Origin of the sequence: Archangium lipolyticum (assembly GCF_024623785.1) — a bacterium.
GTDB classification, from domain to species: Bacteria; Myxococcota; Myxococcia; order Myxococcales; family Myxococcaceae; genus Archangium; species Archangium lipolyticum.
The window spans coordinates 264665-289110 of the sequence record NZ_JANKBZ010000004.1 but is presented as its reverse complement, the minus strand read 5'-3'; the positions used below and the strand labels follow the sequence as shown (position 1 = coordinate 289110).

The following is a 24446-nucleotide window of genomic DNA, read 5'->3' as shown; positions in this document are numbered from 1 at the left end:
CCGAGGAGTGACCGATATGTTCACACTGCTGAGATGGATGAGCCGAGCGAGTGCACTCCTGACCATGGGAGGACTGTGCCTGGCGGGTTGCCGTCCCGAGGAGCCGGCGCCTCCTCCGTCTCCCACCACCACCGATGCACGGGGGGATTGGGAAGACATGGGCCGCTACGCCACCTGCGGACTGTCCACCAGCGGTGCGGCGTGTGGGGACTTCGAGTCCTTCGACCTGGCGGGGTGTGACCGGGCCTCGCTGGGCGGCCTGCCACGGGACGGAGTCTTCACGCTGGTGTACCGGATCGACGCCCCGCTACCGCGCATCGACCCGGACGCCTTCCGTGTGTCGGCGGACGGGAGTCTCGATTCCTATCAAGGGATGACGCCGACGCAGCGGCGGGTGGACGCGGAGAGCTTCTTCCTGTCGAGCGTGAGGTCGACCCAGCGCGATTCACTGGTGGGCTGCCGGGCCGAGGGCAACCGGCTGTACGGCTGCTTCGTCAGTTGCCGCGGTGGCAGGCCCTCCGTCTCGGGCACCTTCCTGGCGGAGAAGTGGGAGCGGCGCGCGGGGGAGGCGGAGGCCTCGGGGCTGCGGCTCGAATCCGAATCATTCGTGGACCAGGGGATGCCAGTGGACGTCTACGTCACGCAGGGGCACGCCTACGTGGTGTCGGTGCCGGATGGGGGTGAGGGTGGAGGGCTCACGGTCTTCGACGTGAGCGACAAGAGGGCGCCGGTGCTGAAGAAGACGATCGCCCTGCCGACGGACAACTACTGGAACGGGGTGTGGTCGAAGGGGAACGCGCTCTACGTGGCGAGCGCGAGCTCGGGAGTGATCGTCTTCGACATCTCGAAGCCGGAGGAGCCGCGATTGCTGCGGAGCTATCCGGGGGGCCGGATCGACGTGCATACGGTCTTCGTGGAAGGGGATCGCCTGTACGCGATGTCACCGGGCCCGCAACCACAGACGCTCATCTTCGATATCGGCACGCCCACGGCGCCGGTGCTGAGGGGGATGTACGCGGAGCCGGGGGCGACGACGAATGCGCAGGTGGGCTATCCGCACGACGCGTTGGCGTACGAGGGAAGGCTGTACATCAACCATTGGTCTGGGGGTTACCTGATCGTGGACGTGGGGGATCCGGAGCAGCCGAGGAAACTGAGCACGTACACATATCCGTACGCGACGAGCCACGCGAACGCGGTGGGGAGGTTCGGGGAGCGGCTCATTGCATTCGAGGGAGGGGAGAACTGGGGGGCGCACCTGAGGGTGCTGGACGTGACGGAGCCAACGAATCCGCACCGGATAGGCGAGTACGAGTTGGGGCCGAGCGCGTCGATCCACAACATGGTGTTGAAGGGGGAGAGGCTGTACATCGCGCATTACCAACACGGGGTGAGGGTGTTGGACGTATCGGAGCCGGAGAAGCCGAGGGAGGTGGGGTACTTCAACACGTACCGGGAGACGGATGAGGGGAGAGGGGGGAGCTTCTACGATGGGGCGATCGGGATGAGGGTGCCAGGGGACGGGTACCTGTATGTGATTGACACGGCGAGAGGTCTACTCATCCTGCCCGAGGGTTAGACCCTCTCCCTCTGGGAGAGGGACGGGGTGAGGGTAAGAGAACCCGTGGCAGTGAGATCCGTGTAAAGGAGAAGCCCATGAGCGCCAACCAGCGATTTCCGAGTCCCCGAGTCCTGTACGTCCTCGCAACAGTGATGCTGCTGTCGGCCACGGGGTGCAAACACGGCCAACACCCTGGCCAACACCAAGGCCAACATCACGGAGGGATGCCGCACCGCTTCGAGAACGCGGAGGAGTGGGCGAAGCGATTCGACGATCCAGAGCGGGACACGTGGCAGAAGCCGGACGAGGTGGTGAAGGCGCTCGCGCTCCCGGAGGACGCGAAGGTCGCGGACATCGGAGCGGGGACGGGGTACTTCGCGGTGAGGCTGGCGAGGGCGGTGCCGAGGGGGCGGGTGTACGGGGTGGACATCGAGCCGGACATGGCGCGCTACCTGGGCGAGAGGGCGAAGCGCGAGAACCTGGGCAACCTGGAGCCGGTGCTGGGCGGAGCGGAAGACCCAAGACTGCCGGAGCTGGTGGACGTGGCGATCATCGTGGACACGTACCACCACTTCGGAGACCGGGCCGGCTACATGCGGCGGGTCCATGAGTCGCTGAGACCGGGGGGGCGCGTGGTCATCATCGACTACCGGAAGGAGTCGCCGAGGGGCCCACCGGCGGAGCACAAGCTGCCGCCCGAGCAGGTGCGAGGGGAGCTGGAGTCAGTGGGGTTCCGGCAGGTCGGGACGCACGACTTCCTGCCGGACCAGTACTTCCTGGTGTTCGAGCGGGGCTGAGGGTCACATCGCGATGGGGTGGGAGCGGAGCCACTCCTGGGCGCGGCGGATGCGCTCGGCGGGGGCGGGGAGGTTCATGCTGGCGAGGAGCTCGCGGTAGGGCTCGAGGTCCTCGGCGGTCCAGCGGGTCTTGGCCTCGAGGTCGGCGCGGACGACCTGCTCCTCGGCGGAGCGGGCCTGGGGCTCGTTGCGGGAGGTGAGGATGGCGGCGAGCACCATGCGGACGGGCTCGGCCTCGAAGGCGACGGCGGCGTCGGAGAGGAAGGCGCAGGTGGCCTCGTCGAGGGTGGCGTCCTTGGAGCGGATGCGCAGACGGTCGAGCATGCCGGCGAGGAACTCCTTGTCCGAGTCGAGGGCGGTCCTGACGGCGGCGAGGAAGGCGGAGACGGTGGCGGTGCGGTCCTTGTCGCTGGAGCCCGTCTTCAAGGCATTCAAGGGCTCCCAGAGGACGGTGGTGAGCCAGACCTGCTCGTCGGGGGTGAAGACGGAGGGCATGGCGCCCAGACGCATGGCGGACTCGACGCGGGTGGCGCGCTCGCGGCCTTCCTGGGCGATGCGCGAGGCGAGCTTCGGGTCGGCCTCCACGTACTTCACCAGGGGCTCCATCTCGCCTTCTCCGGCCTTGCGGAGGGCGTCGACGGCCTCCTCGGAGAGGGCGCCTCCCGCCTGGAGCGTCTCCATTCTGGAGGCCAGCTCGCGGCTCTGACGGGAGGCCCACTCGCGGAACTGCACGTCGAAGACGACGTCCAGCACGGGGCGGTCCTCGGGCTGGAAGCGGCCGCCCTTGGGGGTGGAGGAGAGCAGGGCGCCCAGACACAGGGCCTGACGGTCCTCGGAGGAGAGGCCGGCGGTGGTGGCGCGCGCGAGCAGGGTGGAGCGCAGCTTCTCGAGGAACGAGCGCGTGCCCAGCTCACGAAGGGTACCGAGCCGCAGGGCGTTCTTGGCCTGGGCGGCGTCGCGCTCGATGGCGTCCTCCATGCGTTCGAACTCACGGGACACGTGCGTGTCGAAGGCCGTGGCGTCGAAGCGCAGACCCGGGGCGGGGCCCCACCCGGCGAGCAACGAACCGAGTCGCTCCAGGGCCTCCGAGACGCGCGACATGTCCGAGTCGCCGAGCATGCCCATGGCGGCCTCGAGGTCCCTGGCGATGGGGTGCTGGGGTGCGGCGGGCGCGGCGGACACCTCGCGGGCGCGGTCCTCGGCGGCGTGACAGGCCTTGTACTTCTTGCCACTGCCGCAGGGGCAGGGGTCGTTGCGTCCGGGCTTTTGGCTGCTCACGGTGCTGTACCTCTCCTGGAGAAATGACGAGGCCCGGCACCCACGGAGGGGCCGGGCCCGGGTCACCCGGATTCCTCCCTAACAGGGAGGACGGGTCACTGCGAGTAACCGAGTGTCAGGCCCACCACGTGGGCCGAGCCGCTGTAGGTGCCGGGCAGGGGCTGGAAGGTGCTCTCCTGGTCCGAGAGGAGGACGAGCTGGTAGCCGGCGTCCACGCGGAAGGAGGAGAAGGAATAACCAGCGCCCACGGTGATGCGCATGCGGTCGGCGTCGGGCAGGTCCGGCGAGAGGGTCTCCTCGGGAGAGGGGGTCGGGTCGTAGACGAAGCCCGCGCGCACGGCCAGACTGCTCGTCAGGCCGTACTCCGCGCCCACGTGGACGTTCCACCGGTCCTCCCAGTTCTTGGGGACGGGGGGATTGGCCTGGGGGGTGTCCTGGAGCTGGAAGTAGAGCTGCTCGACGGTGGACCACTGGACCCAGTTCACGTCGGCGGACACCAGCAGCTTCGGCAGGGGAACGATGGCCACGCCCAGCCCGAGCGAGGCGGGCATCGTCACGTCCAGGGTGAAGGGCTGATCCGGGGGCGTCACCGGGGCGAACTCGGGAGGCGTGTTGAAGTCCGCGTCACCCTTGAAGCGCATGTCCACCTGACTGCGGTACTGGACGCCGAGGGTGAGGAATTGCGGCACCACGTCCGCCTGGACGCCGGCGTTGAAACCAATGCCCCAGTCGTTGCCCGACAGCGTCGCGGTACCCTCGGTGGTGATGAGGTTGAGCTGGCGGCTGACGTCGACGGTGCCATACACCGCCTGGAAGCCGGCGCCGAACCGCAGCCACGGCATGGGGGCGAAGGCCACGGTCGGGTTGATGTCGTAGGTGGCGACCTTGGAGCTCTTGGCGAGGAAGCGCCCCACGAAGTCATCCGGCCAGTTGCTGTTGGCCCCGAAGGGGGTGAAGACACCCACGCCCGCCGCCACCTTCTCGTCGAACTTGTAGACGAAGTAGGCGTGGGGTGGAGGGGATACCGTGTTCTGTGTCTGCTTGGAGCCGCCCTCGCGGGTGAAGCCCAGGCCGAGGAGGATGAGGGAGTCGCCGAGCTGCGCGTCCAGTTTGGTGACTCCGAGGATGCCCGCGGGGTTGTAGTAGATGGCCGAGGCGTCTTGCGAGCTCGCCACGCCCACGGAGCCCATGCCGGTGGCCCGGGCGTTCTGGGTATCGATGGCGAGGCCGGCCGCCTGGCTGGTGCCGGCGGCGAGCAGGGTCACGACCAGGAGTGTCTTCTTCATACGGGTCCTTCGTCGCGAAGCGGACTACGGGATGTCGTTGAGGAACTTCACCACGTCTGACTGTGCTTGCTGCGTCACGGTGGGGTTGCCGCTGGTCAGGAAGACATGGCGGGCTTCCCCGGGAAGCTCGGTATCGGCGGGGTCGAATCTGGAGACGCTCATGGTCCGTGAGGAGCCCCCGCGTGCGTTGGCGGCGTCGATGAGCGCCTGGGTGGTGGAGTTGGGGATGACCTGGTCCCGGGTGATGTACTGCACCAGGGCGCGGCGGTTGGCGGGCACGCCGGGGCCGTTGCTCACGTACCAGGCGGAGTTGACGGGGTCGGCCGGGTCGAGGATCCACTGGGCGGTGCGCACGTAGGTGTCGAACGCCGGGCTGCCTTGCGGCATCTGCTGGCTGGCGAGCGTGGCGTAGAGCCTGTCGCGCAGCGCCGCGAGGTTCTTGTCGGTGGCCTCGTCGAGCACCTGGGTGAGGCGCCCGCCCGGGGCGTTGAGCACCACGTGGTGCGCGTCCGGAGACGCCGCGCCATACAGGGTACCGAGGAGCCCGCCGAGGCTCTGTCCCACGTAGTCGATCCGGGTGCCGTCCAGCCCGGAGGCGCCGAGGGCCGCCAACCGGGTGTCGAGGCTGTCGTCACCGGTGCCCCGGAGGACGCGGACGACCTGGGCGAGGTCGATGACCTGGTGGCGGAAGTTGTCGCGCATGACGAAGAAGTTCTGCGGGTCCAGCATGTTCCAGCCGGAGATGTAGACCTCCTTCAGCTCGCCCTTGGAGGGGTCACCATGGGTGCGGAAGGTACCGCCCTCGCACTTGTCGTTGTCCCCCGTGGGGTCCACGTCCATGCAGCGGCCCTGGCCCGCGTCGAAGCAGGTGAAGTCGGCGTCGGCTTTGCTGAAGGCGCAGTCCTGGCGCGGCTTGTTGGGCCGGGCGATGCAGCGGCCGAAGGTGGGGCTTGCGGGCTCGTTGTCGCAGCGCTGGTTGACGGGGTCGGCGCAGGCCCAGTCATCGGTGGCGGCGGGATTCTGGAGCACCTCGCGGAGCACGGCCGCGGAGCCCAGACACTGGCTGCGGTCTCCGTGCTTCACGGTGTCGATGGCGAGGACCGCGTGCCCGGTGCCGGCCAGCGTGTTGGCGAGGCCCAGCACGTGCTGGTGGTTGCCCGTCAGCCCATGCCCGAAGAGGGCCACCGGGTAGCCCTCGGGCGGAGCGGCGGTGGCGGGGAGGATGAGCAGGAAGGGGATGCGATCGTACCGCCGCCGTCCGGTCTCCATCACGCCGTTGGAGCCCGTGAGGGTGAAGGGCACCACGAGCCGCCCCTCGATGACCTGCTCGATGTGATTGCGAGGAATTCCCCGTGTGTCCATGACGGGGAAGTAGCGGGAGTTGGCATTGCGCAGGGCGGTGGGCGCATCGGGGAGCAGCTCGGGACTGTGGGTGGCGATCTCCGAGGGCAGCGCGTGCAGCTTCCTCAACCCGCTCACCGTGCTCTGCGTGGTGAAGGTCCACGCCAGGGCGATGTCCTTGCGCGCGAGGCCGCCGGCCACCAGCCCCTCCATGAGACGCGAGAGCTTCGCGCGCCCGGGCTCCAGCTGCTGGGCCTGGGCATTCGACACGCCGGACACCAGGCTGTTGCCGCTCGCGTCCACCAGCGGCGCGCTCAGGCGCAGCAGGGCGAAGGCGCCCGGAGCCACCACGCGCTTGCCCTGCTCGTTCGTCAGGCCCGAGGTCAGCACCACCGCGTAGGTGCGCCGCTCCTCCAGGGGCAGACGGGGGACGAACTGGAGCTGGGAGGGATTGTTGGCCATGGTGCCGTCGGCCTTCTTGCTGCTCGCGCAGTCCAGGCACACCCGCACGTCGGGCCAGGGCGTGGCGCCGGTGGCGGAGAGCTCGAGAAAGCGCGTGGCCGAGGAGAGCCGCGAGGCATCCAGCCTGCCCAGGTCGATGGCTCCCCGCGTGTCGCTGTTCTCGGACACGACGGGCGCGGTGGTGGAGAAACCATCCAGCTTGTTCAGCTCCTCGATGAGCGCCTTCTGTTGGGCCGAGGCACCCGGGGGCACCGGCATGTCCAGGTGGGTGCCGTCCTGGGAGCGCAGCAGATCATTGGGGAAGGGGATGACGCCGTGCTCCGGGTCGAACGTCACCTCCGGCAGGCTCATCACGGTGAAGGTCCACACGAGGGCCACGTCCTGGCGGGGGATGCCGCGGTTCTCCAATTGCTCGAGCACCGGCGCGTAACGGAGCCGCAGCGCCTCCAGGCCCAGCGCCTTGCGCGCCTGGTCCTTCAGGCGGGCGGCCGGGTCCGTCTCGGTGGAGGGGATGATGTTGGTGACGGAGCGGCAGGTGTCCGGCGTCCGCGGCACGTCCTCCTGGCACTCGACGAGCGGCTTGTTGACACGCAGCAGCGTCCACGTGGGCGAGCCCACCAGCGGCCTGCCCTCGGTGCCCTTCAGCCCGTCGGCGCCGCCGATGAGCGCCACCGCGTAGTGGCCGCCCTTGGGCCAGCCCGTGCGCGGAGGTGAGACGGTGAGCAGTCCCCTGTCCGCGTCATAGCTCAGCGCGGGCTCGACGATGGGCAGGCCCGCCTCGGGGTTCAGGTCGATGAACAGCACGCTGGTGGCCTTCACCGTGGCGGGGTCCAGGTCCCTGATGGGCGTGGAGGCCACGGCCGTCGTGGGGAAGCCATCGAGCGTGTTCAGATAGTCGCGCGTGAACTCCTGCTGGGCCGCGGAGGCATTCGGGTCCACCGGTGCTTCCACCAGCCCCGTCTCCGGGTTGATGGCCACGTCGTTCGGTGTCGGGACGATGGGGGGCTCGGCGGCCGGATCGAACTCGGCGACCACCACATCGGAGATGCCCGTCGCGGGTTGGATCTCTTTCTCACACGCGACAGCGCCCAGGGCGAGCACACCGGCTACCCACAGCTTCCTCATGGATGAGACCTCTTCGCTGGCGGAACGACTCGCGGGGCGTAGCATGGCCAGAAGGCAGACAGAACGTGACGCGTCGAGTCATCCGGCCCGAAGGTAAGACTCCGCACAATGACGTGCATCCCCCGCCGCGCGGGCCGGGTGGAGTGTATTTCCGGACAAAGACACGTGGGCTCGGGACGTGAGGGGACAGGTTCCTGCTCATGGGAGCAACCCGTCGAGTTGGGTGGATTTGGACAGTGCGGGGGGGCGCTCCGGGGTATAGGTTGAATCCATGAAACGACTGCTCGGTGCGATGATGGTGGTGGCGGCCGTGGGCGTTGCCCAGGCCCAGACGCAGCAGACCCCGCCGGCCCCCCAGGGTGCTCCGGCTCCCCAGGCGCAGCAGGGAGCGCCGGCTCCGCAGGGTGCTCCGGAGGCGGGCGGGCTCACCTGGACGGCTCCTCCCGTCTGGGAGGCGCAGCCCGCGCGGCCGATGCGCGTGGCCACCTACAAGATCGCTCCCGCCAAGGGAGACAGTGACGCCGCGGAGCTGGCCATCTTCTACTTCGGTGCCGGCCAGGGCGGCGCGGTGGACGCCAACGTGGCGCGCTGGCTGGGCCAGTTCCAGAAGGCGGATGGCTCCCCGGTGACGGACAAGGACGCGCGCACCAAGAAGGAGACCGTCAACGGCCTGCCCCTCACCACCGTGGACGTGAAGGGCACCTATACCGGTGGCGGACCCATGATGGGGCCCTCCACCCCCAAGCCCGGCTACCGTTTGATGGGCGCCATCATCGAGGGTCCCCAGGGCCCCGTCTTCTTCAAGCTCACCGGCCCCGAGCGCACCGTCGCCAGCGGTGAGAAGGGCTTCCGCAAGCTGTTGGAGTCGGTGAAGAAGAAGTAGGAAAAAGTTTTCCCACTCGGACCCTGAATCTTGAGAGGGATTGCGGCCCTCCATCGTCTCCAGAGGGCCGCATCCATCCGAAGTCACCCTTGAGCGTCGGACGGCGGACGCCGGTCCTGCTCGGGTGTCCTTGGATTTACACGCAATCTCGTTCCCACTGCACGGCGCTCCGGGCGGACACACGTTGGGGGTGAGCCGGGGCGTGTGCACTCCGACCCTCCACTGCGCCACCCCAATGCGAGTGAACGCGTCACCGGGACTCCTCCTCCCTGGATAGGGGAGGTGCGCCATTACCCCCTTGCGTTGAATGGATGGAGCCATGAGAAGGCCCACGAAGACATGTCCATGGTTGCCCTCGAGCCTCATCTCCGTGTTGTTGTTGGTCCCGCTCGGTGCGTGTACGCAGCAAAGACAGCCACCGCCCGCCGAGCAGGTGGACAGGCAGGCGCTCGCCAATGACTCGCTTGCCATGGCCCGGCTCTATGAGGAGTGGCAGCATTCGCTCCAATCGCAGTCGGTGAAGAGGGGCGCCAACGAGCAGATGCCCCTCGATCTCGTCGACGAGGCGCAGTACCGCTTCGTGAAGAACCGGCTGAAGGCCTCGGGGCTGAACCCCCTGAACGCTCCGCGGCTCTTCTCCCGCCTGGAGGAGCTCCACAGCGTGGTGCGTCTGCCCGCGCGGCCCTCGGTGGCCCCGGTGCGGGCCGCGGCGGCGACGGGTGCCGGGGAGGCGTGGTGCGGGCACATGATTCCGCTCGGTGGCGCGGGAGGGGACGAGACGCGGGTCCACTTCCAGGGCACCGCGCTCGCCTCGTGCTTCAACGGCTCGGACTACGGCTACGTGGACGCCACGGCCTACGCCACGGACAAGGCGCGGACGACCTTCGAGCTGCTCGCCACCGAGTCTCATGAGGAGTACGCCGGCAAGGTGCTGGAGACGGCGCCCGTCTCCGTCACGCTGCCGCGCCAGTCCGGTAGGGAGCTGGTCGTCGACTCGCTGGCCCTGGCCTTCAACGAGGAGACGGGCCAGGATCACTTCACCTATACGTCGGTGAGCGCCTCGCTCCATGGGAACACGCCGATGGAGGGCGACCTCGTCGTCGAGCACCCGCGGGAGCTGCTCGAGGGGCACCCGTGGGACAAGTCCATCCGCCTCTGTCTGGAGCGCGGCGCCATCAGTGGCTCCCTGGACTGTGATTACGGGTCCATCTACATCCGGCCGGATGGCGAGTGGCAGCCGTTCCCGGGCTCGGGGGCGGTGGGGATCGCCGCGGTGGACGTCGCGGCCACGCGGGCCTCCACCAGGCCGGATGGTTCGACGACGTGGACTCCGGACAAGAGCGCGTTCTGGGAGCCCGCGGTGAAGCCCTTCGATCCGGCGCGCTTCCAGGTGCCCATGCGCGGCAAGTTCGTGCCCCACGTGTTGCCGGAGTGCCAGGTGGAGAAGGTGACCAGCAAGGTGGTCGCCGTGCTGACGGAGTCCGGCGGGTGGTGCGAGGCGGGCTCGTCCTCCGGCACCCTGGTGGGCAAGGGCGAGCTGCCCTGGAAGCCGAGCACCTCACCGGGGAACTACCCCTTCGACGGCATCCTGGACTTCGGCAAGGGCAACTGCCTGGAGAACGCGCAGGGCGTCCGGCTGGAGATGTGGGTCTACGCCGAGGGCCACTGCCCCGACCCGTACGGTGGCGAGCCCGAGTACTTCCGCTGCCCCTCGAAGAAGGAGGTGAAGCCCGTGGACTACACGCGGGTGTGCATGGCGGAGGGGACGCAGGTGTCGAAGCCGGACGGCACGCGGGTGCCGGTGGAGCGGGTGAAGGTGGGGGACAAGCTGCTGGCCAACGGTGACGGGTTGGCGTTGACGGTGACGACGGTGCACCGCGGAGGGGAGAGCAAGCCCCTGGTGAAGCTGCGCGACGAAGCGGGGCGCGAGGTGCGGGTGACGGAGACGCACCCGATGATGACGGTGGCGCGCGGGCTGGTGCAGGCCCGGGAGCTGAGCGTGGGCGAGGCCGTGCTGACGCGCACCGGGGCGAGCAGGCTGGTGGCCGTGGAGCGCGTCCCCTATGACGGGCGCGTCTACAACTTCGCGCTGGGCACTCCGGAGGAACTGGCCCGCGCCGGCAGCGGGGCGAACATGCTGTACGCCAATGGCTTCCTGGTGGGCGACAGCGAGTCGCAGCAGGCGTTGGAGAAGCAGAAGCGGGTGGACGCGCGCGCGGTGCTGGCGCGGCTGAACGGCGCCTGGCACCAGGACTACCAGCTGTCCCAGGCTCGCGGGCACGCGAGGAGATGAGCGCGCGGCCCTGGCCGCCTGCCTGGAACCACTGAGTCATCGAGGGGCCGCTCCGGACGTACCGGAGCGGCCCTTCTGCTTTTCACAGACACCAGACGGGAGGTCAGGGGGAGCCGCTCGCCCGGCCGGGTGCCCTCCCCGTCAGGCGTATGTGATTGTCTTCTGCTCGCGGGGTCATTCTGGGGGATGTCTGTGTTTGGACAAGAAGGGAAAAGCTTTTCCCAGCCTGTCTTCACATCCGGCGGGGCATCCCCACGTTGCTGGGCGAACCGGACAGGTGAGTGGTTGGCCCTTCATTCCGCCAGCACCCCGCACGCACCTGCCCCCGCGTTCCTCTTCCCGGCGGCCTGGGAGGAGTGGCGTGTCGTTTTCGTCCCCTGAGGTGAACCCCATGAACGTGTCTTCGACCGCATCATCCCGGATGCTCTCGCGCCTCGTCCTGGCCCTGGTGGCCCTGGTGATGCTCGGCGCTGGCTGCAGCCAGCAGAAGGTGCCTCCCTCCCTGCGGGAGGTGGACAAGCAGGCCCTCGAGACGGACTCGCTCTACATGGCCCGGCTCTACGCGAAGTGGGACCAGGCCGCCCGGGCCCAGGGGGCGGGGTTCGCGGGAGAGCGCGGGCGGATGTCCATCGACCTCGCCGATGACACCCAGTACCGCTTCTTGAAGAACCGGCTCCTCGCCGCTGGCAGCACCCCGGACAACTCGCCGCACCTCTTCCGCCGCATCGAGAAGCTGCGCAAGGAGAGGAAGGACGGCATCCCGGACACGATGACCCGGAAGGACCGGCTCACCGCGTCGGCCACCGGGCCGAAGGAGAACCCGTGGTGCGGCCACGTGCTGCCGCTCAATGACGCGCAGGATGCCGACTCCCAGGTGGCGAAGTTCGAGGCCACCGGCCTCGTCACCTGCTTCAACGGCGCCGACTACACCTACGTGGACGTCACCGCCTTCGCCACCGATGCCGCGAGCACCCGCTTCCGCGTGCTCGACACCCGGGCCGAGGAGCAGTACGCGGGCGCCACCGTCGAGACGCAGCCCTTGGATCTCAAGCTGAAGGTCGGCGAGGACGAGTTGCTGGTCGTGGACTCGCTCTCCCTGGCCTTCAACGAGACGACGGGCGAGTCGCACCTGTCCTACACCGTGGCCGAGTCGTCCATCGTGGCGCTGGGCGTTCACGGAGAGCCGGGCATCAACACCATGTATTTCGAGCACCCGACCGAGCTGATCGGCGCCTTCCAGCCGGACAATGCCATCCGGACCTGTCTGGAGCGCGGTGCCACCGTGGGCTACCTGGACTGTGATTACACGACGGGCCGCAGGGATGCCGCCACGGGCGCCTTCCTGCCGTTCGGCAAGCCCTTCACGGGTATCTCCGCGGTGGATAACGAGACCACCAAACCGCCCTATGGCTCCTGGCTGCCCAAGCGGGGCGCCTATTGGGAGCCGGCCAATGGTGTCTACGAGCCCACCCACCTCTATGTCGCCATGCGTGGCACCCACCAGACCACGTTGCCCACCAACCTGTGTACCATCGACGAGCGCGACAGCGACGTGTCCGTCTTCCTCCTGGAGCGGGGCGGGCGGTGCACCGCGGGCAAGGACATTGGCACCAAGGTGTTGAACGGTGGCCTGCCCTTCAAGCCCCACTCCTGGCATGACTATTACCCGAGGACCCTGGTGCTGCCCTTCGACGGGTTGGCGGACTTCGGGACGGACTGCCTGGACCACATGCAGAACGTCCGCCTCGTCGTGCGCTCCACGGTGAAGGCCACCTGTCTCCAGATTGGCATGACCACGGCGGGCCAGAGGGTCATCCGCACCAGCACCAAGGAGATCTTCAACCTCGACTTCCGCAATGCCTGCCTCGCCGAGGGCACGAAGGTGACGAAGGCGGATGGCTCGCTGGTGGCGGTGGAGCACGTGAAGCAGGGCGACAAGCTGCTGACCAACGGCAAGGGCGTGGCGCTGACGGTGACGACGGTGTCTCGCGGCGGTGAGAGCAAGCCCATGGTGAAGCTGCGCGACGACCGGGGCGGTGAGGTGCTGGTGACGCAGACGCACCCGATGGTGACGGCGGCGCGCGGGGTGGTGCAGGCCGGGGAGCTGAAGGTGGGCGAGAGCCTGCTGACGCGCACCGGCACCGCGAAGCTGGTCGGGGTGGAGCGCGTGCCCTACACCGGCCAGGTATTCAACTTCGCGCTGGGCACTCCGGAGGAGCTGGCCTCGGTGGGTCCCGAGGCGCGGACGTTGTACGCCAATGGGTATCTGGTGGGTGACAGCTCCATGCAGTCCCGGTTGGAGCAGCAGCGCAAGGTGGACGCGCGCTCGGTGCTGGCGAAGCTGAACGGCGCCTGGCACGAGGACTACCGGCGGCACCAGGCGCGTCAGGCGAGGCGATGAGCACGCGTCCTTCCCGCCCGAGTCCCTGAACTCCTCGAGGGGCCGCCCCGGTCATTTCTACCGGCGCGGCCCCTCCGCCTTTCCAGCGGACAGTGGAATGGCGCGTACGGGCCGTATGCCCCTCCCTCTGAGGCCGCGCCTGGTGAGGAGGGTGCCAGGGGAGCGGCAGGGGGATTGCTACAGGCCCGGGAGAACCTGAGCGGCTTCCTTCCTGGAGGTGCCCGTGTCGCGCAGAAACGTCGAAACGCAGATTGTTGCAATGCCAGACATCATCCTCTATCCGCGCGACACGGTGATGCGTGCGCTCGAAGTGATGCACCGTTACGGCGTGCACCTGTTGCCAGTGGTGGATGAGCGACACGGCGAGGTGCTCGGCCACGTCTCCGAGGAGGAGCTGCACCGCATCTGGTCCACGCTCCCACTGGCCCGCATGTCTGAAATTCTGACTGCCCGCGCGGCCATTGCCTCGGAAGGAATTGCAGGCGAGCGGCCCTCGCGGCTCGTCCTCGTTCCGGGCGGGCAGGGCTCGCGCTCCTCCTGGCTGCACTAGCGCGCGTCCGTTACACGACGAATGGCGGTGCGGGGCCCTGCCCAGGAGGGGTCCCTCACGCCCACGCCTTGCCTCCGGTGAGCTCCGCCACCGGGGATGCTCCGGGTGGTCGAGAGCCCCGCGCGTCAGCGCCAGTGGCGCCCACCCCCGTCCCTCGGAACGAGGACGATGTCTCTCCCGTGACGGTTCCTGTACGAATTCTCAGGAGCGGCTCGCCGCCGCTCAGAGCCCATCCCATGAGAGCCGGCGTCACCTCCCATGGGGTGATGAGAGCGGGAAGTTCGCTCATGGGCGGAATCACCAATCACTTCCACGTATGGCTAACATCTGGGGCTCTCCGAATGCCGTCTTCCCAACGACCTGCCCCTGGGGTCGCGGCCAGATCGCTCCACGCTTGCCAGGGTGTGGGTGGTCGTCCCCGCGCCTGAACGGCGGGGCTTGAGGAGGCGTGGCATGAAGGCTGTGGCAATCATCCTCGCCGCGGGCGAGTCCAGGAAGATGGGCTATCCCAAGGCGCTCATCGAGCACGAGGGGGGCAGAAGCTTCCTCCAATCGCTCGCGTCGACGTTTGGCAAGGCGGGCTGTACGGTCCTCGGCGTCATTGGCAAGGACGCCGATGCCGTCAGGGACCAGCACCCCGCCGTTCATCTGGTGGAGAGTGAGCAGTGGCAGGACGGTCAGCTCGCCTCGGTGAAGGCCGGGTTGGAGGAGGCCTTCGAGGAAGGCGCGGACATGGTGCTCCTCCACCCCGTGGACATGCCCGCCCTTCGGGCCTCCACCCTCAAGTCGCTCATCAAGGCGCTCGGTGACTCCGTGGAGGGGTTGCGTCCCGAGTACGAGGGAGCCTCCGGCTACCCCATCGTCCTGTCGCGGGCCGCCGCCGAGCGGCTGCGGGACTCGGGCGAGACACAGCTCGAGGGCGCGCTACGCGGCGTGCAGCTGCGCCGCATCCCCGTGAAGGACCCGGGCGTCGTCGTCAACATCAACACCCCGGAGACCTACGAGCGCCTGTTCGGCTCCGCGCCGAAGCTCGCTCCGCCGCCCAAGCGCCGGGGCAAGAAGAGCGAGTCCTCCGCGGGGGCGAGCGCGGGCTCGGGGGCCTCCGCTCCCATGGAGGCCTCTTCCGAGGGACTGTCTGGAAAGTGAGCCCGGGACGCGGAAGACCCTCACCCTTTCCCTCTCCCAGAGGGAGAGGGGGAGACGTCAGATGTTCAGACCGAGGCCTACGTAGGGACCACTGAGGACGTCCTGGTTGGCGTCTCCACCCGCCAGGCCCCGGTCATTCAGCAGCATCCAGCGCCAGCCACCCCGCAGCGTCAGGATGCCCATGTGCAGCCCGAGCCCCGCCTGGGCGTCCAGCTGCATGTACGGCACGGGGACGAGCTGCGCGCGGCCTTCCAGGTCCATCGCGCCGAACAGGCACTTCTCGAAGGACAGGGCGATGCTCGGGCCCACCAGGGACACGTCCGGTGCCCTCGCTCCGGCCACGCCCGCCTCGGCGCGCAGCCGGCCCTTGTCGCTGGTGAGCAGCGCGTACGTCAGGTGCACCGCGTACAGCTCCAGCTTGTCCGTCCCCGCCGTTCCGTCATCCGTGGGCAGCTCCAGCGACGTCATCGCTCCACCCACGCCCCAGTGCAGCCCCTCGAGGCCCAGGTTCAGCGCCACCGCGGCGCCGCCTCCCAGCGCCTGGCCCTCGACCCCCGTCCGGAACAGCAACAGGTTGCGCGAGCGTGTCTCCTGGGGCTGCCGTTGCTCGACCACCTCCTGCTGCACCGTCACGGGCGGGGGCGGCGCGGGCGGCGGGTAGTACGTCGCCTCATGGACCTCGCTGGCCACGTGGGCGACGTCGACGAGGAAGGAGAGCACGGACAGGGCCGTATCGATGTCCGAGCGGGTGTTCGAGTCGTTGGAGCCGGAGTTGTACGACCCCCCGCTCCCCCCATCGCTACCGCCACCGCTCTGGCCCACCGGGGTGGCGTCGTGGACCTTGTCTGACTTGGAGTCTCCGTCGTCGGACGAGCGCTTGCCGAAGCGGGCCTCCGCCGTGCCAGAGGAGAGGATCAGGCCCGTCGTCAGGGCCGCGCACAGCAATTGCCGGAGGTGGGGCACGGAGCGCCCTCCAGGGATGGGGATGGAAGTGGGTGACCTGGGGCTCGGACGTCCGCCTGCCCTATTTATTCAGGGCATTTTCCTCAACGGGTCTCCAGCTCCCGGAACACCACCCCGTCCAGCTCCAGCCGCCTCACCGCGTCCACCAGGCGCTCGCTCGCGATGATGAGGGCGGACCAATCCGCCAGCCGGAACACGTCCATATCCTCGGGCAACGAATCGGCGGCGAGGATGGGGGGGGTCGGCAGGCTGTAGCCCTTGTCCTGGCCACATGTGGGACAGGGTGGCTCGCGCGCCGGCAGACAGGCGGGGTGGAACCGGCCGCGCAGCTCGAGCTGCATGTCCAGCAGTTGGGGAGGGTTCTTCTGTCGGAAGCGCACATTCAAGGGGCAGCCCTGGAGTCCGCGTACCCCTGCCGCTCGCAGCTTCTCCAGCGCCTCGCGGCGCGCGCACAGCGACCAGGGGTTTTGCATGAAGAGCTGTCCGAAGTAGCCGGAAGCCGTCCCCGTGAGTGGACCGAACTTCGTTCCTGACTCCAGTTGGGCACCCGAGGGGACCAGAGGGCGTACCAGCTCACGCAGCCGGGCGAACTCCTCGTACGGCACGGGCCACGGGTCGGACAACTTCTTCTGCTCTTCCTCCGGCAGGTGGGACAGGTCCACGCAGGGGTACTGCGCCGCCGACATCCTTCCGCCGAGATTGCAGCCGGGGCAAGTGGACTCGACGCCGGGCAATCCCCATCTGTGCGCGGCGTTCAGGTTGCCCGTGTATCGCGGCCCCTCGTCTTGCTCCATCTCATAGAACTTCATGGCGTCCTCTTCGCCCCGTGTGGTCCTCAGGGGGCGAACATCTGGGGACCGGGGGGAACGAGTGTGTGACCATAGGGCACGATGGGCCCGACGATGTCGAAGCGGTAGGCCAGCTCGAAGGCCTTGGCCAGCAGTTCCTCTGGCGGCACTTTGCGTGTGTAATTGGCCTTCTGGAATTCGCGCCACGCCTGATTCCATGCTCCGCCGCGCCCCCCGCCCCTGTGGATGCGCAGGTGCACGTGCTCCGGGATGACCATCGTCCAGTCGTGAGGGTTGAGGCCCTGCGCACGGAACCAGGTCGCGAGGTCCGGTGCCTGAGGGAACAGGTGATGTTTGATCAGCTTGCCCTCGAGTCTCGGGAAGGCGGGCAGGAAACCGTCGCGGTAGCGGAAGTGGAACGTCAGCCGTGGCCGTACACCGTCCCGAAGTCCCGCGCGCCTCCAGTTGCGAGAGGGGCCGGGGCCGCGCATGGGCGGACGATGGGCTCCTCCTCGCGCCAGCTCCGCGCCGTGTGTCAGGGCCGCACGCGACAGGGCCTCCGGATCAACGTCCTCGCAGGCGAAGGCGCCGCACTCCCCCTGCTCGCCATCGCACGCCAGGACGACACACTGGTCGGTGCCTGGCTCCTCGCACTCGAGGGTGTCGTCCCTCTGTGTATCTGCCCACGCGCGCACCGCGGGAGACGGGGTGCCGCACCCGGACAGCAACAGCGCGGCGAGGAACAGCCAGACATGGAATGCGGGCCGGAGTGGCTTCGCCATGGGAGCGGAACTCTAGCGTGGACACTTCCCCGGTACGGCGAGTGCCTCGGTGCTGCCCGGGTTCCTCGGATACCCTCACCCCGTCCCTCTCCCGGAGGGAGAGGGGATGATGGGGGTCACCGTTTCGGAGAGGTTCGTTTTTTCGCCATGCGCAGGTCCGCCGGCGCTGGCGGCGGCGGTGCGGGTTGGCGCGGCGGCGGTGCGGGCATCAACTGGAGCTCCAGTCTCCGGTTCCGCTCCCGCGCCTGCGGTCCATCATCCGGCACCACCGGGTGGTATTGTCCGTAACCCGCCGCTACCAGCTTCTCCGGCGGCAGCTTCACCTTGTCCCCGAGGAAGTGCACCACCGTCACCGCGCGCGCCGCTGATAGCCCCCAGCTCGTCGGTAGGGCCGCCGGCTCCGGTGTCTCCCACTCCGCGTCCGTGTGCACCGCCACCTGCACCAGGTGCCCCTCCACGCCTCCCAGCTTCGCTCCCACCCGCGTCAGCAGCTCCACACCCCCGGAGGTCAGGGCCGTCTTGCGTGGCTCGAAGAGCAGATGTTCCGCCAGCTCCACCCGCAGCCGGCCCTCGGCCTCCTCCAGGAAGGCCTCGCCCTTCTCGAGCTCCGTCTTCAGCAGCGGCTCCAGCTCCGCTCGCGCCGCCTCCCGCTTCGCGAGCTGCGTCCCCGGTTCCACCGCCTTCTTGCCGAGCGCCGCGGTGAGTCCCTGCTGCTGCTGCTGCTCCATCACCCGCAGCCGCCGCGCCATGCTGTCCCGCAGCACCTGCAGCTCCGCCACCCGTGCCTCGGAGTCGGCCGCCTCGCGCTCCAGTTGCTCCACCCGCGTCACCAGCGAGGAAATGGAGCGCGACGCCAGCCATCCACCCACTCCCAACACCCCCAGCGAGCCCGCCAGCAGCCACCACGGTCGCCGCGCGCGGCGGCGCTTCTCCGTGTCGCTCGCTGTCCGCTCCATCCAGGGGCCTCCTCGGCGCTCGGGGTTGGAGCTCCGAGTCTACTCCCTCGTGCCGCTTCAGCGCAGCAGGTGGGCCAGCAGCCAGGCTCCCAGCACCAGCGGTGTCAGTGTCACCATCGCTGCCAGTGCCGATACGAGCAGGGCCGCGCACGACCAGCCCGCGAAGGCCAGTTGGTCCTTCGTCGTCGGCGCGGGTACCGGCCCCTCGAGCCCTCGCTCCCGCCGCAGCTCCTCCACCGTCTTCCCCAGCAGCACGTCGCCGTACTCGGTCCGGTAGAGGTTGCCCGTGTGCCGGCCCCGCTGGAAGGCCCTCGCCACCCGGCGCGGCATGAAGAACAGTCCCGCCCCCATCCCCGCCAGGTTCAGCCCCCAGGCCGCCCAATGGTCCGTGCACCCGCCACCGATCTCCCAGGCGGAGATCTCGCACTCCCCCGGGAAGTCCGTGCGATAGCCCGTCAGCACGTGGTGCAGATCATGGAAGCGCAGCGCCCGCACCCGCTCCGCCGAGTTGGGGAACCACACCGGCAATGGTCCTACGTCCACCCGCACCCAGCGCTCGTCGTAGTTGCCCCCCTGGCCGAAGCCGTTCTCCTCGAAATACTGCTCGCGCGCCTGCCTCAACGTGAGGGCCGCCTCCTGGCTCATGACTGTCTCCGCTTCTTCCGGGGAGAGGTGTCCGCGCCCGGCCCGAAGCCCCGGAGCTGGAGCGCGAGCGTGCGTTCGAGCATTGGCCGCCAGCTCTCCCCAGGGCCCAATGCCCCGGACAGCCAGGCGATCAACGTCGTGATGTACAGCGAGAAGAGATTGAAGCCAGCCACCTCCAGGTCCACCTCCGGCGCCACCTCGCCGCGCTCGCGTGCCGCCACCACCAGCTCCGCCAGCCTCGCCGCGAAGGTCCGCTCCAATTGCATGCGCTCACCCGCCGGCCCCGGCTCCAGGAAGAGCAGCTCCCGGATGAACGTGCGCGCCAGCCCCGGCTCCTTCGCGTAGAAGCTGAAGAAGCCCTCGAAGACGTGCAGCAACTGCTCGAGCAGCGGGGCCTCCCGGGGCAGCGTGCGGAAGCGCTCCTCCTGCACCGCCTCCACCCGCTCCGCGAGCACCAGCATCAGCAGCTCCTCCTTCGTCCGCGCGTAGAGGAACAGCGTCCCCGTCCCCACGCCCGCCCGCTGGGCGATCTCCCGCGTCGTCGTCTCCGCGAAGCCCTTCTCCTGGAAGAGCTCCCGCGCCGCCTCCCGGATGCGCTCCAGCTTCTCCTGCTTGTTTCGCTCCCTCAGTCCGGGCGCCTCGGCGTCCTCTCCGGGGGAGCTTCCTTTTCGAGAAGTGACCATGCTCATTTGTGAGCATGCTCAGTTTTTGGGCGCGGCGCAACCCATTCGTCCTGGAAGGCAGGGGTGGGAAGGGCTCAGCGGCCCCCCGGAGAGGGCTCGACCCTGGCTTGTCCTGATTCGAAAAAGATGAGGCGGCGCGCCCGGGGAGGGGATCCGGACGCGCCGCCCCCGCCGCCTTCGCACCCAAGAGGTGCCCGGCGGAAGTGCAGCCTTACTGCCATGCTGCTCCAGCGGCCTTCCCAGGGGACCGCCGAAGCACGCGGCGCCTGAACTGCGCCGACATTCGTGGGTCTACATGGAGGGTCTGACATCCCCGTGGGCCCCGGCATCTCCCCAGAGCCAGGGCCCACGGTTCCTCCACCGACCATGGACTCGTTCTACACGGAGGGTCTGACACGTCTGCCCGGCAGGTGGTTCCCTCGCCTCCCTGACGCGCCCCGGCTTGATTCCAGGGGGAAAGGGCGCCTATTTCCCACTTCCTGCGACAGCGCGAGGACTCAGGACGATGGCGATTCGATGCGTGGTGTTGGATTTCGACGGAACCTTCACGGACGTGGTGGCGGAGGGTGCCCCCTTCGTCGAGCACTTCCGCCGCCGCCTGTCCGAGGTGCTCGGCCGCGATGTGATGGAGGCGGGCTGGGCCGGGGTGGAGGCGGAGGTGGTGAGCAGCTCCGAGGAGCACGGCTGGGATGTGGGCGGCCGCATCGTGGCGCCGGCCGTGGCGGACCCGTACCTGCTGTCCAACTTCGTGGCGCGCCGGCTGTGCGACAAGCTGGGGGTGCTGCCCGACAAGGCCGAGCGCGCGAAGCTGCTGGACGACCTCTACCGCGAGGCCTACGCGCGCACGGCCATGGCCTTCAAGCCCGAGGCCAAGGAGGTGCTGGAGGCGCTGCTGGACACCGGGCTGCCCGTGCACGTCGTCACCAACGCGCACACGGACGCGGTGGAGGCCAAGCTGACGAAGCTGGCCCCGCGTGGCCGCGAGCGTCTGCGCGTGTCCGGTGACGCGCGCAAGTTCCTCATCGAGTCTCCCGCCACGTCCGACGCCGTCTTCGATGCCGTGCCCGACACGATGCGGGTGGAGGGCGCGCTGGTGCGTCCCATCTACCTGCGCCGGGGCCGCTACTACGAGGCACTGCGCCGCATCTGGAGCGAGACGGACACCTCGCCGGAGACGACGCTGGTGGCCGGGGACATCTTCGAGCTGGACCTGGCGCTGCCCGCGGCGCTCGGCGCCAGCGTGCAGCTGGTGGCCCGCGCCAATGTGCTCGAGTACGAGCGCCGGGCCATCACGGCGCTCGGGGCCCGGGGCGGCATGGACACGAGCCTGCGCGCCATCCTCCCCCGCCTGCGCGGCTGAGCGGTCGTGGTGGTGGCCGGGAGAGCGTTGGAAATCGGACCCGGCCACGTCTCGCGTCCTGTTGGCTAGCGGTGAGCACCCGGGGCCGATGTGCTCGGCTGTCTGCCCGAAGCGGTAGGCTGGGGGAGGACGTACGTCTCACAGCCGCAGGGGGAGCCGATGACGTGGACGCGAGTCGTTCCGGGCGCAGCTCTGGCGCTCGTGCTGGCGCTGCTGCCAGGGTGCAAGACGCCCGGCAGCTTCCGGGAGCCCATCGCCCGCTTCCAGCAGGGCTCCTCCCAGGCCAGCGCCGCCCTGGGCCAGTACTACGCGCAGATGAACCGCTTCGAGAGGGACCTCTACCTCGACGACCGTCTGTACGATTCGTCCCTGGAGGTGCTCGCCACCGACGCGGCCGGCCCCACGCCGCTGCTGGGCAAGGTGTTCTCGCCCGAGTCCATCCAGGCGCGCATGGACGCCATCGCGCTGCTGGGCGTCTACGCCGGGCGGCTGGCCACGCTCGCCGGCTCCGAGGAGCCGGGTCGGTTTCCCGAGGGCGCGAAGGTCCTGGGCACCCAGCTCGGCTCGCTCGGCGAGCAGATGCAGACGCTGGCCGGCAAGGGCGACACCACCGCCAGCCGCTACGTGGAGCCGTTGACGACCCTGGTGGGCGTGGTGACCTCGCTCTACCTGGAGAACAAGCAGGGCGCCGCCCTTCAGAAGGGCATCGAGGAGGGCACTCCCCGGGTGAACGCCATCATCGACCTGCTGGAGGCGGACATGATCGGCGTGCTCGGGCCCCAGCGGCTCACGGGCGCCAGGCAGGCCCTGGCCTCCCGGGTCATGTTCTACAACACCCACCGCGAGAAGCTCTCGCTCGCCGAGCGCCGCGCCGTGCTCGCCGACATCCGCCAGGCCGCCGAGGACTATGAGGCCCTCGTCGTGGCCAACCCCGTGGAGATGGCCCGCGCCCTGCGCGACGCCCACGAGGCCCTCCGCCGCTTCGCCCTCACCGACCGCCAGCTGGAGTCCTTCGAGGAGCTCTCCGCCGCCATGCGCGCCTTCCAGGGCCGCGTGGAGACCGCCGCCGCCGCCGTGCAGCGCATCCACCCTCCCAAGACGGAGTGAGCCATGATCTTCGACACGCAGACGTTGGCCCGCATCATCGAGCGCAGCTTCGACCTGTCGATGGATGGCAGCCTGCCCCAGGAGGCCCGCGCCGAGTACCTCGCCCACGGCAAGAAGCTGCGCGAACAGATGATGCATCTGCTCGGAGCCCGGTTCTCCTCCGACTCCGTCGAGCTCAAGCAGGCCACCTCCGCCATGCACGAGACCAATGCCGCCCTCTCCCAGGCCGCGGATGACATGAACGCCGTGGTCCAGGTGGTGGGCCGGTTGGGCGAGCTCGCCGGTTATCTGGACAAGGCTCTCAGGGTGGCCGGACGGGTCGTCTCGTAGGTGGGGATGACCCTCACCCCAGCCCTCTCCCAGGGGGAGAGGGGGCATACACGGGCGGAAACACGAAGCCCCGCGTTCCTCTTGGGAACACGGGGCTCGGGTGAGGCTTCAGCTCTCGCTGGCGCTGATCAGACCTTCGCGCCCTGCGTCGGCTGGAACACCTCGTTGAACTCGGCCAGCGCCTTGTTCAGCGCCGCCTTGATCTCGTTCGTCAGCTCGCGCTTCGTCGCGATGTCCTTGGCGACCTGCGGGTAGCGGCCGTCCGCGAACTCGATGAACTCGCGCATCCACCGCACCACGTCGCTCACCGGCACCTGGCGGATCCACCCGCGCTTGTTCGCGTCGTCACGGTTGGTCGCCGCGTACAGCTGCATGACCTGCTTCTCGACCGGCATCGGCTCGTACTGGCCCTGCTTCAGCACCTCCACCAGACGGGCGCCGCGCGCCAGCGTCTCCTGGGTCGCCTTGTCGAGGTCCGAGCCGAACTGCGCGAACGCCGCCAGCTCGCGGTACTGCGCCAGGTCCAGCTTCAGCGTACCGGCCACCTGCTTCATGGCCTTGATCTGCGCCGCCGAACCCACGCGGGACACGGAGAGACCGACGTTGATGGCCGGACGCACGCCCGAGAAGAACAGGTCCGTCTCGAGGAAGATCTGCCCGTCGGTGATGGAGATGACGTTCGTCGGGATGTAGGCCGACACGTCACCGGCCTGCGTCTCGATGATGGGCAGCGCCGTGAGGGAGCCAGCGCCCTCCTCGTCGGACAGCTTGGCGGCGCGCTCCAGCAGGCGGCTGTGGATGAAGAACACGTCGCCCGGGTAGGCCTCGCGCCCGGGGGGCCGGCGCAGCAGCAGCGACAGCTGGCGGTAGGCCACGGCCTGCTTGGACAGGTCGTCGTAGATGATGAGCGCGTGCATCTTGTTGTCGCGGAAGTACTCGCCCATCGCGACGCCGGCGTACGGCGCGAAGAACTGCATCGGCGCGGGGTCCGACGCGTTCGCCGCCACCACCGTCGTGTACTCCATGGCGCCCTGGCGGGTCAGCTTCTCCACCACCTGGGCCACCGTGGACTGCTTCTGACCGATGGCCACGTAGATGCAGTAAACGTTGAGGCCCTTCTGGTTGATGATCGCGTCCACCGCGACGGCCGTCTTGCCCGTCTGGCGGTCTCCGATGATCAGCTCGCGCTGACCGCGGCCGATCGGAACCAGCGCGTCCAGGGCCTTGATGCCCGTCTGCAGCGGCTCGTGCACGCTCTTGCGCTTCACGATGCCGGGGGCCTTCACCTCCAGCTTGCGCTGCTCGGCGCCCACCACGGGGCCCTTGCCATCCAGCGGCTCGCCCAGCGCGCTCACCACGCGGCCCAGCAGGCCCTTGCCCACCGGAACCGAGGCGATCTGCCCGGTGCGCTTGACCAGGTCACCCTCGCGGATGTCCTTGAAGTCGCCCATGATGGCGACGCCCACGTTGTCCTCCTCGAGGTTGAGCACCAGGCCCTTCACCCCGTTGGAGAACTCCACCAGCTCGCCGGCCAGCACGCCCTCGAGCCCGTAGATGCGGGCGATACCGTCGCCCACGGAGAGCACGGTACCGGTCTCGGCGACGGTGACCTTCTTGCCGTAGTCCTTGATCTGCTCCCGGATGATTCTGCTGATCTCGTCGGCGCGGATTTCCATCTTGCGTCCTTGCACAGGGGCGGCCGGTGGGAC

Annotated in this window: 20 protein-coding genes; 10 read left to right on the top strand and 10 right to left on the bottom strand. The window is 68.8% G+C overall.

Features of this window, described 5'->3' with window-relative positions; translation table 11 throughout:
• Positions 1–16: 16 nt before the first annotated feature.
• Both NR810_RS11415 and NR810_RS11410 read left to right on the top strand, forming a co-directional pair.
• Positions 17–1579: an LVIVD repeat-containing protein gene (locus NR810_RS11415; protein WP_257451302.1), complete on the top strand. Its 1563-nt coding sequence runs from the start codon at positions 17–19 to the stop codon at positions 1577–1579.
• Positions 1580–1785: 206 nt separating this feature from the next.
• A complete protein-coding gene (locus NR810_RS11410) occupies positions 1786–2358 on the top strand; it encodes a class I SAM-dependent methyltransferase (protein ID WP_257451299.1) in 573 nt (190 codons plus the stop codon).
• A 3-nt stretch (positions 2359–2361) separates the two neighbouring features.
• Here the strand turns inward: NR810_RS11410 and NR810_RS11405 are convergent, their stop codons facing one another.
• The 3 genes from NR810_RS11405 to NR810_RS11395 form a co-directional block, all read right to left on the bottom strand.
• Entirely contained in the window at positions 2362–3636 is a 1275-nt protein-coding gene (locus NR810_RS11405) for a YecA family protein (RefSeq protein ID WP_257451297.1), read from the bottom strand.
• A gap of 95 nt (positions 3637–3731) precedes the next feature.
• Complete coding sequence (locus tag NR810_RS11400) at positions 3732–4922, bottom strand: OmpP1/FadL family transporter (protein ID WP_257451295.1); 1191 nt, start codon at positions 4920–4922, stop codon at positions 3732–3734.
• 24 nt (positions 4923–4946) lie between these two features.
• Positions 4947–7850 carry a hypothetical protein gene (locus tag NR810_RS11395; RefSeq protein WP_257451293.1) on the bottom strand — a complete coding sequence of 968 codons (2904 nt, stop codon included), beginning with the start codon at positions 7848–7850 and terminating at the stop codon, positions 4947–4949.
• A gap of 271 nt (positions 7851–8121) precedes the next feature.
• Here NR810_RS11395 and NR810_RS11390 point away from each other — a divergent pair, with 271 nt between their 5' ends.
• From NR810_RS11390 to NR810_RS11370, 5 genes are all read left to right on the top strand, one after another.
• Complete coding sequence (locus tag NR810_RS11390) at positions 8122–8733, top strand: hypothetical protein (protein WP_257451291.1); 612 nt, start codon at positions 8122–8124, stop codon at positions 8731–8733.
• 319 nt (positions 8734–9052) lie between these two features.
• A complete protein-coding gene (locus NR810_RS11385; RefSeq protein WP_257451289.1) occupies positions 9053–11026 on the top strand; it encodes a Hint domain-containing protein in 1974 nt (657 codons plus the stop codon).
• A 391-nt stretch (positions 11027–11417) separates the two neighbouring features.
• Complete coding sequence (locus tag NR810_RS11380) at positions 11418–13427, top strand: Hint domain-containing protein (protein WP_257451287.1); 2010 nt, start codon at positions 11418–11420, stop codon at positions 13425–13427.
• Between the two features lie 223 nt (positions 13428–13650).
• Positions 13651–13977 (top strand): CBS domain-containing protein, encoded by a 327-nt coding sequence (locus NR810_RS11375; RefSeq protein WP_257451285.1) that lies wholly within the window; start codon positions 13651–13653, stop codon positions 13975–13977.
• A 453-nt stretch (positions 13978–14430) separates the two neighbouring features.
• The gene (locus NR810_RS11370) at positions 14431–15123 is read left to right on the top strand and encodes a nucleotidyltransferase family protein (RefSeq protein ID WP_257451268.1); all 693 of its coding nucleotides are present in this window, start codon (positions 14431–14433) and stop codon (positions 15121–15123) included.
• Positions 15124–15180: 57 nt separating this feature from the next.
• On the opposite strand, the gene NR810_RS11365 is transcribed toward NR810_RS11370, so the two are convergent.
• From NR810_RS11365 to NR810_RS11340, 6 genes are all read right to left on the bottom strand, one after another.
• A complete protein-coding gene (locus NR810_RS11365) occupies positions 15181–16086 on the bottom strand; it encodes a hypothetical protein (protein ID WP_257451265.1) in 906 nt (301 codons plus the stop codon).
• Positions 16087–16169: 83 nt separating this feature from the next.
• Positions 16170–16895 carry a SitI6 family double-CXXCG motif immunity protein gene (sitI6, locus tag NR810_RS11360; RefSeq protein ID WP_257451262.1) on the bottom strand — a complete coding sequence of 242 codons (726 nt, stop codon included), beginning with the start codon at positions 16893–16895 and terminating at the stop codon, positions 16170–16172.
• 26 nt (positions 16896–16921) lie between these two features.
• Complete coding sequence (gene sitA6, locus NR810_RS11355; RefSeq protein ID WP_257451259.1) at positions 16922–17656, bottom strand: SitA6 family polymorphic toxin lipoprotein; 735 nt, start codon at positions 17654–17656, stop codon at positions 16922–16924.
• A gap of 116 nt (positions 17657–17772) precedes the next feature.
• Entirely contained in the window at positions 17773–18612 is an 840-nt protein-coding gene (locus NR810_RS11350) for an OmpA/MotB family protein (RefSeq protein ID WP_257451256.1), read from the bottom strand.
• Positions 18613–18669: 57 nt separating this feature from the next.
• The gene (locus tag NR810_RS11345; RefSeq protein WP_257451253.1) at positions 18670–19257 is read right to left on the bottom strand and encodes a hypothetical protein; all 588 of its coding nucleotides are present in this window, start codon (positions 19255–19257) and stop codon (positions 18670–18672) included.
• Positions 19254–19946, bottom strand: coding sequence for a TetR/AcrR family transcriptional regulator (locus NR810_RS11340; protein WP_257451251.1), 693 nt, complete (start codon positions 19944–19946; stop codon positions 19254–19256). Before NR810_RS11340 ends, NR810_RS11345 begins: the two co-directional genes overlap by 4 nt.
• Positions 19947–20445: 499 nt before the next feature.
• On the opposite strand from NR810_RS11340, the gene NR810_RS11335 reads away from it, so the two are divergent.
• The 3 genes from NR810_RS11335 to NR810_RS11325 all read left to right on the top strand — a co-directional run bounded on the left by NR810_RS11335 (position 20446) and on the right by NR810_RS11325 (position 22737).
• Positions 20446–21300, top strand: coding sequence for an HAD family hydrolase (locus NR810_RS11335; protein WP_257451249.1), 855 nt, complete (start codon positions 20446–20448; stop codon positions 21298–21300).
• A gap of 159 nt (positions 21301–21459) precedes the next feature.
• Positions 21460–22407, top strand: coding sequence for a hypothetical protein (locus NR810_RS11330; RefSeq protein WP_257451247.1), 948 nt, complete (start codon positions 21460–21462; stop codon positions 22405–22407).
• 3 nt (positions 22408–22410) lie between these two features.
• Complete coding sequence (locus NR810_RS11325; RefSeq protein WP_257451245.1) at positions 22411–22737, top strand: hypothetical protein; 327 nt, start codon at positions 22411–22413, stop codon at positions 22735–22737.
• 128 nt (positions 22738–22865) lie between these two features.
• Here the strand turns inward: NR810_RS11325 and atpA are convergent, their stop codons facing one another.
• A complete protein-coding gene (atpA, locus tag NR810_RS11320; RefSeq protein ID WP_257451242.1) occupies positions 22866–24413 on the bottom strand; it encodes a F0F1 ATP synthase subunit alpha in 1548 nt (515 codons plus the stop codon).
• Positions 24414–24446 lie beyond the last annotated feature (33 nt).